The organism is Limnobacter sp. CACIAM 66H1 (genome assembly GCF_001601825.1).
Classification (GTDB): domain Bacteria; phylum Pseudomonadota; class Gammaproteobacteria; order Burkholderiales; family Burkholderiaceae_B; genus Limnobacter.
Genome location: NZ_LUJK01000067.1, coordinates 1 through 13,595, shown reverse-complemented (window position 1 = coordinate 13,595; position 13,595 = coordinate 1). Strand labels below are relative to the sequence as shown.

The 13,595-nt window shown below is 51.8% G+C and carries 12 protein-coding genes and 1 pseudogene; 5 read left to right on the top strand and 8 right to left on the bottom strand.

The genetic code is table 11. From position 1 onward, the window contains the following. The 6 genes from A0129_RS14435 to A0129_RS14410 form a co-directional block, all read right to left on the bottom strand. Nucleotides 1–521: cation diffusion facilitator family transporter (locus A0129_RS14435; protein WP_291716075.1), on the bottom strand; the 521-nt coding region annotated here is incomplete at its 3' end. A 12-nt stretch (nt 522–533) separates the two neighbouring features. Then, a complete protein-coding gene (locus A0129_RS14430) occupies nt 534–890 on the bottom strand; it encodes a DUF3147 family protein (RefSeq protein ID WP_105027835.1) in 357 nt (118 codons plus the stop codon). Between the two features lie 9 nt (nt 891–899). Beyond that, on the bottom strand, nt 900–4,073 hold the full coding sequence (locus A0129_RS14425) for a CusA/CzcA family heavy metal efflux RND transporter (protein WP_291716073.1): 3,174 nt from the start codon (nt 4,071–4,073) through the stop codon (nt 900–902). A gap of 65 nt (nt 4,074–4,138) precedes the next feature. After that, entirely contained in the window at nt 4,139–5,632 is a 1,494-nt protein-coding gene (locus tag A0129_RS14420) for an efflux RND transporter periplasmic adaptor subunit (RefSeq protein WP_291716071.1), read from the bottom strand. A 12-nt stretch (nt 5,633–5,644) separates the two neighbouring features. After that, a complete protein-coding gene (locus A0129_RS14415) occupies nt 5,645–6,934 on the bottom strand; it encodes a TolC family protein (protein WP_105027837.1) in 1,290 nt (429 codons plus the stop codon). A 91-nt stretch (nt 6,935–7,025) separates the two neighbouring features. Further along, nucleotides 7,026–7,385, bottom strand: coding sequence for a hypothetical protein (locus tag A0129_RS14410; RefSeq protein WP_291716069.1), 360 nt, complete (start codon nt 7,383–7,385; stop codon nt 7,026–7,028). Between the two features lie 187 nt (nt 7,386–7,572). Here A0129_RS14410 and A0129_RS14405 point away from each other — a divergent pair. The 5 genes and pseudogenes from A0129_RS14405 to A0129_RS14385 all read left to right on the top strand — a co-directional run. Further along, nucleotides 7,573–7,875 (top strand): annotated as a pseudogene (locus tag A0129_RS14405) (cytochrome b); the annotation flags it as partial. Between the two features lie 103 nt (nt 7,876–7,978). Further along, entirely contained in the window at nt 7,979–8,131 is a 153-nt protein-coding gene (locus A0129_RS14400; RefSeq protein WP_291716067.1) for a cytochrome b/b6 domain-containing protein, read from the top strand. Between the two features lie 72 nt (nt 8,132–8,203). Then, a complete protein-coding gene (locus A0129_RS14395) occupies nt 8,204–10,036 on the top strand; it encodes a copper resistance system multicopper oxidase (protein WP_105027839.1) in 1,833 nt (610 codons plus the stop codon). Continuing rightward, nucleotides 10,036–10,767 carry a copper resistance protein B gene (locus tag A0129_RS14390; protein ID WP_105027840.1) on the top strand — a complete coding sequence of 244 codons (732 nt, stop codon included), beginning with the start codon at nt 10,036–10,038 and terminating at the stop codon, nt 10,765–10,767. Before A0129_RS14395 ends, A0129_RS14390 begins: the two co-directional genes overlap by 1 nt. Nucleotides 10,768–11,034: 267 nt before the next feature. Further along, complete coding sequence (locus A0129_RS14385) at nt 11,035–11,319, top strand: copper-binding protein (RefSeq protein ID WP_240605764.1); 285 nt, start codon at nt 11,035–11,037, stop codon at nt 11,317–11,319. 38 nt (nt 11,320–11,357) lie between these two features. Here A0129_RS14385 and A0129_RS14380 read toward each other — a convergent pair whose 3' ends face one another. Both A0129_RS14380 and A0129_RS14375 read right to left on the bottom strand, forming a co-directional pair. Next, nucleotides 11,358–12,701: an ATP-binding protein gene (locus tag A0129_RS14380; protein WP_291716065.1), complete on the bottom strand. Its 1,344-nt coding sequence runs from the start codon at nt 12,699–12,701 to the stop codon at nt 11,358–11,360. Between the two features lie 2 nt (nt 12,702–12,703). Next, entirely contained in the window at nt 12,704–13,399 is a 696-nt protein-coding gene (locus tag A0129_RS14375) for a heavy metal response regulator transcription factor (RefSeq protein ID WP_291716063.1), read from the bottom strand. Between the last annotated feature and the right edge of the window lie 196 nt (nt 13,400–13,595).

Sequence of the window (13,595 nt, the reverse complement as noted above, 5' to 3'; positions counted from 1 at the left end):
CGAATCAACAAGGCACCCACGATCACGCCCACAGAGCCCAGCATATCCGCCCAAACTTCAAGGTAGGCACCTTTAACATTCAGGCTGTCGTCTTTAGACTGGCTCAGGAGCTTCATGGAGATGAAATTTACAAGCAGGCCCAGGGAAGCGATGATCAGCATCATGTTGGATTGAATATCAGGCGGATTTGAAATTCGCAGGTATGCTTCCACCAAAATATAAATAGCCACCACAAAAAGCAGAATTGCATTGAAAGCAGCCGCCAGAATTTCAAAGCGGTAGTATCCAAATGTTCGCTTTGTATCAGCCGGTTTTTTACCAATTTGGATGGCCAGCAATGAAATAGCCAATGCTGCCGAGTCGGTGAACATGTGCGCTGCATCGGAAATCAAAGCCAGGCTGTTGGTGAATATGCCGCCCACAACTTCGGCCACCATGAAGCTGGTGGTCAATATCAAAGCAATCCACAATGGTTTTTCGTATCCTTCTACTTTCACATCATGGGAATGTCCTGCGCCCATATTGTCTACCCCTTATTTAAACCAAAGTTGAACACCAAAACCCGCTGCCACTTTCACTGTTATGGCGAAGCAAACCAGAGTAAGCAATGCGCTGCCCGCCAGCGAGAACACAAACCCCACCTTGGGCAACAGCCAGGGGAAGGCCAAAAACATGGGCAGGGTGGGCAGCACATACCAGAATGTCAGGTAGGCGTGGTTGGCAATTTTTTCCTGCGGTGCCTTTTCAACAGCAAGCCAAATCAGCGTCAGCACCGTGACCATGGGCAACGCTGCGATCAACGCGCCCAGTTTGTCACTGCGCTTGGCCACTTCGGAAATAAGGACCACCAGGCCTGCGGTGGTCAGGTACTTCAAAATAATCCAGCCCATGTTGCTAGCCTATGTGTTGTAAGCAGGTTTTGCTTGTTGATCAGTAACGTTCATTTCCTCTTCCTTGCGGTGGGTCAACCGGTAAAGAATGGGAAGCACCAGCAGGGTAAGGGCGGTTGATGACAGAATTCCCCCGATTACTACTGTGGCCAGGGGCCGTTGAACCTCAGCGCCGGTACCCGTGGCAATCGCCATCGGAATAAAGCCAAGTGAAGCCACCAGCGCGGTCATCAGCACCGGGCGAAGCCGTGTCATGGCACCGTCATGAATGGCCTTGTCCAAGGGCATGCCTTCCTCGCGCAGGCTGCGGATAAATGAAATCATCACCAGCCCGTTCAGCACCGCCACACCAGAAAGTGCAATGAAGCCCACCCCCGCTGAAATTGACAATGGAATGTCGCGCAACCACAAGGCCAAAATACCGCCAGTCAATGCAAACGGTACACCCGTGAACACAATCAAACCATCCCGAACGTTGTTGAACATGATGAACAACAACAGGAACACCAGAAACAGTGACAGCGGAACTACAATTTGCAGTCGTTTGGAGGCCGATTGCAACTGTTCAAACGTACCCCCCCAGCTGATCCAGTTGCCTGCTGGTACTTTCACCTTCTGCTGAATCTGGCTTTGAGCATCGGCCACAAATGAACCAATGTCGCGGCCACGCACGTTGGCGGTTACCACCACGCGGCGCTTGCCATTTTCCCGGCTGATTTGGTTCGGCCCGGGCGCAATGTCCAGGCTTGCTACATCGCCCAGTTGAACAAACAGGGGCATGTCGCTGCCAGCCGTGTTGCCTGGCAACTGAATGGGTAGCCGGGCAATGGCTTGCAAGTCGTTTCGCAGTGCTTCAGGCAAGCGCACGGTGATGTCAAATCTGCGATCGCCCTGAAACAGCACGCCTGCTTCCTGCCCACCAACGGCCATGGCAACAGTGTTTTGAACATCGGTCACGTTGATGCCAAACCGTGCAGTTTTTTCGCGATCAATTTGAACGGTCAGCATGGGCAGGCCCGTGGTTTGTTCTACTTTCACGTCTGCTGCGCCATCAACTTTCTCTAGCACTTCGGAAATTTCTCCGGCCACGGTATTCAGCGTGTCCAGGTCATCGCCGAATACCTTCACAGCCACATCACTTCGCACACCCGACAACAGTTCATTGAACCGCATTTGAATGGGCTGGGTGAATTCATAGTTGTTGCCTGGTATTTTCATGACAGCGGTTTGCATGGCCTCCACCAGGTCGGTTTTGCTGCGGCTGGGGTCTGGCCATTCCGAGGTGGGTTTCAGCATCACGAAATTGTCTGCCACGTTTGGTGGCATCGGGTCGGTTGCAATTTCGGCCGTGCCAATTTTGGCAAATACACGGTCCACCTCAGGAAACTGCTTGATTGTTTTTTCCAGTTCAGTTTGCATGCCAATGGCCTGGCTCAAGCTGGTGCCCGGAATACGCAGGGCCTGCAAGGCAATGTCGCCTTCATTCAAGCTGGGCACAAATTCGCTGCCCATGCGGGTTGCCAGCAAACCCGATAAAACCACCAACACCACGGCAATTGAAAGCACCACCGGTTTGTTGGCCATGGACTTGACCAGTGCGGGTTCGTATCCACGCTTTGCCCACGTCATGATGCGGTTTTCTCTCTCGCTGACATTGTTGGTGATCAATAAAGCCACCGCTGCCGGAATGAAGGTGATCGAGAGAATCATGGCACCCAGCAGTGCCGCCACCACGGTGAAGGCCATGGGGTGGAACATTTTTCCTTCCACACCGGTGAGCGCAAAAATGGGCAGGTAAACCACCATGATGATGAGTTGGCCGAACAGCAGGGATCGTCGCGCTTCCTTGGAGGCCAGAAACACTTCATGAAAGCGTTCCTTGCGCGTGAGTGTTCGCCCCGCTTTGGTTTGTGCATGGGCCAAGCGGCGCACACAGTTTTCAACAATGACCACGGCACCGTCAATGATGATGCCGAAATCCAGTGCGCCCAGGCTCATCAAGTTGGCACTAACCCCGTTATTGACCATGCCAAAAAACGTGAACAGCATGGACAGTGGAATTACCATCGCCGTGATGATGGCCGCGCGAATATTGCCCAGAAAAAGAAACAGGATTGCAATTACCAGAATGGCGCCTTCAATCAGGTTTTTTTTCACGGTGTTGATGGCTTTGTCCACCAGCACCGTGCGGTCGTAAACGGTTTGCGCAACTACCCCTTCCGGCAGGTTCCGGTTTACTTCTTCCAGTTTTTTTGACACCGCTTGCGACACCACGCGACTGTTTTCACCAATCAGCATGAACACCGTGCCCAGCACCACCTCTCTGCCATTTTCTGTGGCGGCGCCGGTGCGAAGTTCTTTGCCAATGTAAACCTGCGCAACATCTTTAATACGAATGGGCACACCGGCGCGGTTTGACACAATCACGTTTTCAATGTCGGCAATGTTGTTGAGTTGTCCCGGTGCGCGGATCAAATACTGTTCACCCCGTTTCTCGATATAACCCGCACCCACGTTGCTGTTATTTTGTTCAACAGCCCGCAGCAGATCGTCTAGGGAAATACCTTGGGCAACCAGTTTGTCAGGCAAGGGGGCAATCTGAAATTCTTTCGCGTAACCGCCAATGGTGTTGATTTCGGTCACGCCGGGTACATTTCGCAGTTGGGGTTTGATAATCCAGTCTTGAATTTCGCGAAGATCAGTGGGGGTATACGGTGTGCCGTCTTCCTTTACTGCACCTTCTTTGGTTTCCACGGTCCACATGAAAATTTCACCCAAACCCGTGGAAATTGGCCCCATCGCGGGATCGATTCCGGCGGGCAGTTGCCCCTTGGTTTGCTGAACGCGTTCATTGACCAGTTGGCGTGCGAAATAAATGTCGGTGCCTTCCTTGAAAATCACGGTGACCTGCGACAGGCCGTAGCGTGAAATCGAACGGGTTTCCTGCAGACCGGGCAAACCGGCCATCACAGTTTCAATGGGAAAGGTAATGCGCTGTTCAGACTCCAGCGGCGAGTAGCCTGGTGCGGAGGTGTTGATTTGAACCTGAACGTTGGTAATGTCGGGTACAGCGTCGATTGGCAATTTTTGATAACTGTAAATACCCAGGGCAATCAGGCCCACGGTTCCCAGCATCACAAACCATCGTTGTTCGATGGCGAAACGGATTATTTTTTCAAACATGATTCGGTACTTCCTCTGTTTGCGTGCATTGGCAAAGGGTGGTGCAGATGTGGGCAAGCGTTGAATCAATGGTCATGGCTTGCCCCTGATTTGCCGATGTCCGCCTTGATCAGGAAGCTGTTGGTTGCCGCGTATTGCTCACCCGCGTACAGGCCGCCCAACACTTCAACGGTTTTGCCATCGCTGCGGCCCAGTTCAACCGGGCGTGCCTCAAACTGTTGGCCATAGCGGCCAAACACGGCCGGTCCATCCAGAATGGTTTGAAGGGCTTCGGTTGAAATGGCAACCGGTACTTCACTTTCCTCGGCCACCAGTTCAACTTTCACTGGCAGGCCGGGGCGCCACACAGAATCGGGGTTCGGCAACACAATGCGTGCAGTGGCGGTGCGGGTTTGTTCACCCACCAGGGAACCCACATACGCCACTTTGCCCACGCTTTCCGATTCAAATGCCGTGGCTTTCACGGTGGCTTGCTGGCCTACCTTCACTGTGTTCAGGTCTTTGGGGTAAATCGTCATTTCGGCCCACACGGTGGACAAATCGGCCACCGTGAAAATGTTGGCGTCTTCTTTCAACGCCTGCCCCAAAGCAATGTTTTTTTCCACCACGGTGCCTGATATCGGTGACCGAATTTCATAGCGGGTCAGTTGGCTTCCAATGGTGGCGCCGCCATTGATCGAGGCGAGCTTTTGCCGTGCGTTCAGCACTGCAATTTCAGCCTCTTGCTTGGTATTGCGCGCTTGCAGATAATCTTGCTCGGCTGATATTTTGTCTTCCCACAGTTTCTTTTCCCGCTCGAATGTGGTGTTGGCCAATGCCAGGCGTTTTTGCGCTGCCAGCAACTCGGTTCGCTGGTCTGCCAGGGTTTGGCTGGAAATTACGGCCAGCACTTGTCCCTTTTTAACCTGATCACCCGCGTTCACGGGGGCAGATTCCACAATGCCACTCAAGCGTGGCACCACGCGTACCGTGTTGTCGCTGTTGAACTGGATTTCGCCGATCAACTCAATGCTGCTTTTGATTTTGGCTGGGCCGGCTGTGGCCAGTTCAATGCCGCTTTGTTTCATTTGTTCGGCGCTCATGTCGATTCGGAACTCGATCTGGTCATAAGCGAAGCGGTATTGCTTGCCTTCATGTTGCGCATTCACGGCAACACGGAATGAATGGGGCTCAAACACCACGGCATCGCCGCGCAAAAAATTGTTTGCAGGTGCAAAGTTAATGGTTTGCGGCTGTCGGCCTAGGCGCTCAAGTTCAATACTTGCCTTGGTGGCTTCTGGAGGCAGCAAGGCGTTGTCTTTGTAGGTGTAAATTCTGAACTCGGGTTCTACGCCGTCCTCAAAAATGGTCACTTCGACCCCGTAGCCGTCTTGCGCGAAATACTTGCCCCCTTTGGGTCCTTTGACAGGTTCATTGGGGTTGGCTTGTTCAAGTTGTGTGCCATTGGTTTGCCCAGGCTGGGAATTGCCTGTGGTTAAAACAAGGGCTGGCAGCAGGGCACCCACTGCAACAAGCAGGGCGATGGAAATGATTTGTTTCTTGCTGAAATTGCGTTTCATGATTAAGTGGTCCTACTGAATATTGGCTGGTGTTTGCCCAAGAATCCCTTGCAGTTCGGCGGCATACCGGTGGGATTGGGCGAGCGATTGCTGGCTTTGCGCCATGGCATCAAACAGGGTGCGTTGTGCGTCCAGCACTTCCAGAAAACTGAACTTGCCCATCTCGAAACCCTTGCTTGCAGCGTTGTAGGCGCTTTCTGCACTGGGCAAAATGCTGTCACGCAAGGCCAGGAATTCCTCGCGGGACGCGCTCAGGTTTTCGTATGCGGCTTGTAAATCGCGAGACAAGCGGTATTGCGTTGCTGTCAGTTCATCTTTGGCCTGGTCGGCGCGTCGCAGTGATTCAAGCAAGTTGCCCTGGTTGCGGTCAAAAACAGGGATGGGAATGGATACCCCAAAAATGGCCTGGTTCAAGCCAAGTTCCTGATTTTTTCGCCCACCAAGGCTCACCGTCACATCGGGTACGCCTTTGCTGCGTTCAACCTCGCTAATGGCCTTGCGGCGGTCCACTTCAATTTGGGCTTTCCGGTATGCAGGCGATTGCTGCAACCTGTCTTCCAGTGTCTCGATGGCGGGCAGCTCGGGCAGGTTTTCAAGATTGCCTTCAACGGTTTCAAAACCGACCCGGGATTCTCCCATGGCGGTGGCCAAACGTTTTTTAGACGATTTCAGCGCACTTTCAGCGCGTGCATAATCCACGCGTGCGCCAGCCAATGCAATGCCCGCTTTGGTGGCCTCGACAGGCGATACCTTGCCTGCTTCAACCCTTTTTTGTGCAGCACGCTGGGCGCTTTGTGCCAGGTCGATGGAAGATTGGGCAAGCCGCACACGTTCCTGTGCAACCAGCGTGTCGTAAAAAGCAGAGGTGACTTCGGTTTGCAGGGTGGCCCGCACCATGGCAAGGTCAGCTTCAGCAACGTTCTTGCCGCGCTCGGCTGCATCAATTCGTGCAGAACGCTTTCCGCCCAGTTCAATGCGCTGGTTCAGTTGCAGGGTGCTGGTGCGGGTTGCACTTCGCGTGTCTTCAACCAGGGCCTGCAACTCGGGGTTGGGGCGGGTTTCAGCCTGGCGTATGGTGCCGTCTTGTGCCAGCAGCGCATTTCGGGCCGCTGCCAGTTCAGGGTTTGCCGCATAGGCCCTTTCAAGTGCGGTGTTCAAAGTAAGGTTTGTTGTTCGCGGCAAGCTGGCTTGCCCGGATGGGGAATTCAGCCCATTGCTGGTGTATTCGGGGGTGTTGCCCTGAGCCATGGCGGCACTGGGCAGCAACGCGGTCGCAGCCAGCGTTAGCAATATTTTTCGCATCGATTTCTCCGGTGTACAAAGGAAAGAATCGGCGAGACGAATTAACGCAGTCGTTTAATAAGGTGTAAAGACAGGTGTCGTGTCGCCGTAATCAGGCAGACACAGGCCACTTGGGGCGTTCAGGGCGGGTTTGACAGAAAAAGGAATACTTAGAAGTGCTCAGCACCTGTTGGGGTGAACTGAAATCAATGATCACGCCGTTCGCGTTGTCAGCCGAAAAGCCGATAAAGCTGGATGAATGCGAATGGTCGTGGTTTTGCGGATATTGGCTATCTTGATCGTCACCTGCATCCGTTTGGCCATTGTGGGCATGATGTTCATCTTGATGGTGGCCAAAATGTGCTGTTTGTTGAACAAGCTCACCATGCGCGCAGTAATCCGCCACCGAGCCCCAAGAGGCCTGGAGCGGCAGCAGAAACATGAGCAACGTGAGGATAAATGAGCGATACATTCTCAGATTACACCACGGCAATTTGGTCGCTGTCAATTTGTGCCGCGTATCTGTAACCTCTTCGAGACTCAAAATGAATGAATGCAGAAATTTTCTTGGCTTTCAAAAAAACTTGCCTGTGTTTTCAATTTTCGACAATCTTTATACAAAGTAAAAAACACACTTGTCGATCTTGCGGAGAAATTGCGTGGGTATAAATACAGAGAGTTATTCAATTCAATCTACCCTGAATCGTTACAGCAAGCCTGCTGTTTTTCTTCACTGGACATTGACGTTCCTGATTGTGATTTTGGTCGGACTGGGCTGGTACATGATGGATATTGAGGGCCAGCCGGGCAGTGAGTGGTATTTCAATTTGCATAAATCCCTGGGGTTGATTGCATTTGTGCTTATTGCTTTGCGCACTGCGTGGCGTTTAACCCACAAGCCGCCAACATTCGCAACGCATCAGCCAACATGGCAATTGGTTGTATCGCAGTTTACGCATGGTCTGTTGTACGCTGCCATGATTTTAATGCCGCTCACGGGATTTGCTGCTGCCTCTTTGAGCGAGGAGGGCACCGCTTTTTTTCGGCATCGAAATCCCGCGCTTGGTGGCTCAGAACCCTGCGCTATCCGATCAACTTTTTTATATTCACGAATTGACGGCTTGGGTTTTGGTGGTGTTCGTGGCCATCCATGTATTGGCCGCACTCAAGCATTTGGTGGTGAATAAGGATGAGGTATTTGGACGGATGTGGTTTTAACGAGACATGAGTTAAGCGACTTTTTGCCCATCACATGGCATTTTAAGGAAAAGCCAACTGGAGATCTTTGGTATGAAGCAAACAAAAACAATTCAACATCAACAGCTTAATGCTTTCAGGCGAAAGTTCCTGCTACAAAGCAGTGCCTTAGGGGCCGCAGCCTTGCTGCCTTGGGATCCTGCTTTTGGGGCAATTACCGCAGTCGAGATTCCCAAGGGGCGCCCTGCCAAGCAGTTTGACTTGACCATCGCAAACACGAAGATCAATATCACCGGCCGCGAGGCCAGTGCGATTACCTTGAACGGCACGATGCCGGGGCCTTTGTTACGGTTTCTGGAAGGCGATGAGGTTACTGTCAATGTAACCAACAAGCTCGATGAGGCCACAGCCATTCATTGGCATGGCCTGCTGGTGCCGAATTCCGAGGATGGTGTGCCGGGCGTTACCTTTCCTGGAATTCTTCCGGGAGAAACCTTCACGTATCGCTACACACTGCGCCAAAGCGGTACTTACTGGTACCACAGCCATGCAGGCCTGCAAGAAGCTGCAGGCATGTTTGCGCCACTGATTGTAGAACCCCGTGAGCCCGAGCCCTTTCAGTATGACCGGGATTATGTGGTTGTATTGTCCGACTGGAATGATGACTCTCCTGCACAAGTGCTTGCGAATCTGAAGAAGGTAGACGGCTATTACAACTATCGGCGCATTACAACGCCCCAATTCCTGAAGCAGCTTGCAGACGCGCCTGATGAGGCGACACGCAAAGCAATTTGGGCAGATCGGATGGAGTGGGGGAAAATGCGAATGGACCCCACCGATTACAGTGATGGCGGTGAGGAATGGTCATTTCTCATGGGCGGTCTGCGCCCAGATCAAAACTGGACGGCATTGTTCAAACCCGGTGAGCGTGTGCGGCTTCGCGTGATCAATGCGTCACCCATGAACCTATACGATTTCCAGATTCCCGGGCTGCCCATGATGATCGTGCAGGCCGATGGTCAGAATGTTCAACCTGTTCAGGTGGATGAGTTCCGCATTGGCAACGGTGAAACCTATGATGTGATTGTCGAACCCAAAGAGGACAAGCCGTACACCATTTTCGCACCGACCATTGCTCGCATCGGATACGCTCGAGGCACGCTTGCGACGAGGGCAGGCATGAGTGCGGAAGTTCCATCTCAGGGACCTTACCCCGTTCGAACCATGGCTGACATGGGCATGGGGGCCATGGACGGAATGGCCAGTATGGGAGATGGCACAATGCCTGAACCTTCATCGACACAAACCAACGACAGCATGAAAGGCATGTCGATGCCACAGCCCAACGAAGGCCCCGCTGTGGACTCAATGGCGGGCATGGACATGAACAACATGTCTGAATCTACTGCCCCTGTTCCAGATCAAGACACGATGCCGGGAATGGACATGGCTCCAGCCAAAGTGGCGGAGGTGCCCTCCGCGCGCATTGTTGTTGCCCCAGATAAAGACGGTCTGCGTCGACTTGCTTATCAACATTTGCGATCGCTGGAGCCTAACAAAGACCCCCGTCCTCCACAGCGGGAAATATTGGTTCGCCTGACAGGGGATATGAACCGCTACTTCTGGAGTATTAACGATAAAAAGTTTTCGGACTCAACACCATTCAAAGTGAAATTGGGCGAGCGCTTCAGGATCAAGTTTGTAAATACCACAATGATGGAACACCCCATGCATTTGCATGGAGTATTTATGGAACTGGTTAACGGAAACGGTGAATTTGCGCCCAGAAAGCATACGGTGATTGTGGCCCCTGCACAGACTGTCGAAGTAGACGCAACTTACGAGGATGAGGGTGTGTGGGCTTTCCATTGCCATTTGTTTTATCACGCTGCCGCGGGCATGTTTCAACTGATGGAGGTGGCGTAATGAACCGCAATGTTCGTTCATACAAATCAACCTGGTCGTTCCAGTGGATTCGTTCTCTGGGAGTGTTGGGTGTGGTTGCTGTTGGGGCCGTCTCAATGCCTGCGATGGCGATGGAAGATGAATCAATTTACTCTTACACGTTAATTGAAGTGGATAGCGGAAAAGTCAGAAATCAACCGGGTTCAATTCAACTTCTCGGTGCAGAAGGCTGGATTGGTGGGGACTACAATCGATTCGCATGGCGTTTTGATGGTGAACGCCGCCAAGGCAACACCGAAGTAGTAGAAACCCAGGCGCTGTACAGTCGCTACATTGCACCATTTTGGGATTTGCAGGGCGGTATCCGCCACGACTCAAAGCCTGTGGGCGAAGACTATGCCGTAATTGGCTTGCGAGGCCTTGCGCCCTATGCGTTTGATGTGGATTTGCAGATGTTTGTCAGAAGCGACGGTAAAGTGCTTGCGCGTACCCGTTTTGAGAATGATTTTCTGATGACAAACCGGTTTATTCTGCGGCCATTCATCAATGGCGAATGGTCTGCCTCAAATCTTAGTGAGGAAGTGGCAAGTGGCTTGTATCAGGCGGATTTTGGTGTGCAGGCACGCTACGAGTTCAGCCGAAAATTTGCTCCCTACATTGAAGTGAGTCGAACACTTTATCCAGAAACCCAAAGTGGCTCGAATCTTTCTCCGATTACAGAATACCGGGTTGGTTTGCGGTTGATTTTTTGAACCCAAAACTTCTGGACCGATTCAGGTGAGTGAATCGGTCAAACATGTAATGAAAAAGTCAGGCAATTGAAGGGCTTCAGGCAGTATTCTGGGTTCGTGAACTTGCACTGTAAGTTTCAATGAAACAACACCCATACACACCACATGAGAGGTTTAGCAATGAAATATACGAAACAAATGAATAAATTGGGAATGGCTTTGATCTTGACCGCCGCATCGACCTTTTCTGCCTTTGCAGCTGACCCCGGCATGGCTGATATGAAAGGCATGGGTAATCAAAGCATGCAGGGAATGGATGGAATGAAAAACATGAATGACACCAAGGGCGCAGACATGGCCATGACCGATGGCGAAGTCAAGAAGATTGATACTGCTCAAGGTACGGTCACGCTGAAGCATGGACCGCTTGATAATCTCGGAATGCCTGGGATGACCATGGTATTCAAGGTTGCGGACCCAGCAATGCTTTCCACGGTCAAGGTGGGTGATCAGGTCAAATTTCAGGCCGAAAAAGTAAACGGTAAAATCGTGGTCACGAAAATTCAAAAATAGTTTTTTGAAAAGACAATTTCCATCCGCTCGGCAATTAGTCAAGTGGATGGGAGAATGCTACATCGGAGAGCGCGGCGAATCGAAAAGCCAATTACCGTAACTTGATTTTCGCTGCTTGCAAACACATCACCACCATGCAGTTTCGCAATTGCAGCCACAATGGCCAGGCCAAGTCCGTGATTGCTCCCAGTGTCACTTCGCCCCTCTTCAGCACGAAAAAAGGGTTCAAACAAACGGTTCAGTTTGACTGGGTCAATTGTCGGGCCTTCATTCGAAACCTTGATCCACACCCTCTCTGCTTCTCGGGTAATGTGTACGATAATTTCTGTGTTGGCCTGCGCATACCGAATTGAATTGGACAGCAAATTGCTCACTGCTCGTTTAATCAATTCGGTTTCAGCCTCCACCGTGGCATCGCTTTTAACTGTGATGCGAAGATCTCTGTCTTCGGCCAACTGTTCAAGGTATTCCGCGACTGATATCACCAACTGACGAAGACTTGGCACAGGTTGAAGTTGCAGTTCTCTGCCCTGGTTTGCATTGGCCAGAAACAGCATGCTGCGAATAATTCGTGCCATGCGGTCGAGTTCGTCGAGGTGATCACCGACAATTTTTTGAAGGTCCTCACCTTCAATCAGTTTGCGGCGTTGAAGCAGCTCATGGCTAATGGTCAAGCTCGACAGTGGTGTATTCAATTCATGTGCAACATTGCTGTTGAACAGTTTCAATTGCTCCCGGTTCTCGCGCAGTTGCCCCAGTAAGCGGTTGAATCCGTCGATGAAGGGTCGCAATTCAAGCGGGGCCTTGTGGTCGTCCAGCACAACATCAAGCGAGCGTGGCCCCAAATTGTGAATGCGTTCTGTCAGTCGATTGATGGGGCGCAAAACCAGGCGAATCAGTCGCATACTGATCAACACCGACACCAGGATCCACAACACGATGGACGATGCAAAAATTCCTGAAATGAAGTTCAGAAAACGTTCGTCGTCTACGGTGCTTACCGCCAGTTCAACCCGTTTGGCTTGCAGTTGGGGAAGTTCGGTTTCAAACACTTGAGAGAATTCCCGAACAGATCCCTCTCCGTTGAAGAACACCTCTGGCCCGAACATGCGATTGCCCTGGCTGTCAACAACGCGGGCTTGGGTTCGACCTTGCCCTCCCAACACTTCTTCCAGGCCATGTTTCACGTCTTCGGGTGAATATTCGGAAGCAGGTTTTAGTAAAAGGTGTTCAACTGCATGAAGCGCGCGGTTGGCGGTTTCTTCCTGTTGCTTGGCCTGCCAAAAGTGGATGCAGCAATACACAAGCACTGCGAGTAAAACCACGCCCAGTACACTGACGGAGCTGGTCAAACCGATGGTGGCTCTGGAAATTGATTTCACGGTCACTCCTTGCCCTGCGCCCGAATCTCAAGAACATACCCCATGCCCCGAATGGTATGAAGCAGCGGAATTTCGTAAGGGTCGTCCAGCTTGATCCTCAACCTGCGAATGGCCACATCGATCACATTGGTTTCGCTGTCAAAATGCATGTCCCAAATCAGTTCTGCAATTTCGGTGCGGCTAATCACTTCTCCCTTGCGGCGAAGCAGCAGCCACAGCAATGAAAATTCCTTGGCCGTTAGCCGCAAATCCTTGCCGCCGCGTTTGGCCGTGCGGCGCACCGCATCCAACTCCAGGTCCAGCAGGGTCAATACGGTTGTTTGGCTCTCTGCTGCAACTGTTGAAGTTCGGCGCCCCAGGGCGTGAAGCCTGGCCACGAGCTCGGAAAACGCAAAGGGTTTCACCAGGTAGTCATCTGCACCGGCCTTCAGGCCGCTCACCCTGTCTTCAACCATGGCGCGGGCGGTAAGCATCAGTACCGGAATACTTTTGGATTGGCGTAACGCACTTAATACGGCCAAACCATCAATGTCGGGCAACATGCCATCAAGAATGATCACGTCGTAAAGGCCTTGGGTGGCCAAATGCAAACCGTCAATCCCGTTGCGTGCCAAATCGACCACAAAACCTTCTTCGGTCAGTCCCTTCTTCAGGTAATCGGCCAGCCGCAGGTCGTCTTCGATCAAAAGCAGTTTCATTGAATTGTCTTCATTTGGTGCACCGAAGCACAGTATAACCACCCCGAATTTGGTGAAGATTAAATATTTGTAATGTACCGGGAAGGTAGCTGACATGTGCCCCTGACTAGACTGAAGGCATGGGTTTAGAAAAACAACCCTCCAATTCGAGTCAATCAGGAGATCATCATGAAAAATATTAAAATTGCCGCTGTTC

Coding starts and splice junctions, on each gene's coding strand:
- A0129_RS14430 (WP_105027835.1), bottom strand. CDS start 890: ATGGGCTGGATTATTTTGAAGTACCTGACCACCGCAGGCCTGGTGGTC.
- A0129_RS14425 (WP_291716073.1), bottom strand. CDS start 4,073: ATGTTTGAAAAAATAATCCGTTTCGCCATCGAACAACGATGGTTTGTG.
- A0129_RS14420 (WP_291716071.1), bottom strand. CDS start 5,632: ATGAAACGCAATTTCAGCAAGAAACAAATCATTTCCATCGCCCTGCTT.
- A0129_RS14415 (WP_105027837.1), bottom strand. CDS start 6,934: ATGCGAAAAATATTGCTAACGCTGGCTGCGACCGCGTTGCTGCCCAGT.
- A0129_RS14410 (WP_291716069.1), bottom strand. CDS start 7,385: ATGTATCGCTCATTTATCCTCACGTTGCTCATGTTTCTGCTGCCGCTC.
- A0129_RS14395 (WP_105027839.1), top strand. CDS start 8,204: ATGAAGCAAACAAAAACAATTCAACATCAACAGCTTAATGCTTTCAGG.
- A0129_RS14390 (WP_105027840.1), top strand. CDS start 10,036: ATGAACCGCAATGTTCGTTCATACAAATCAACCTGGTCGTTCCAGTGG.
- A0129_RS14385 (WP_240605764.1), top strand. CDS start 11,035: ATGGGTAATCAAAGCATGCAGGGAATGGATGGAATGAAAAACATGAAT.
- A0129_RS14375 (WP_291716063.1), bottom strand. CDS start 13,399: ATGAAACTGCTTTTGATCGAAGACGACCTGCGGCTGGCCGATTACCTG.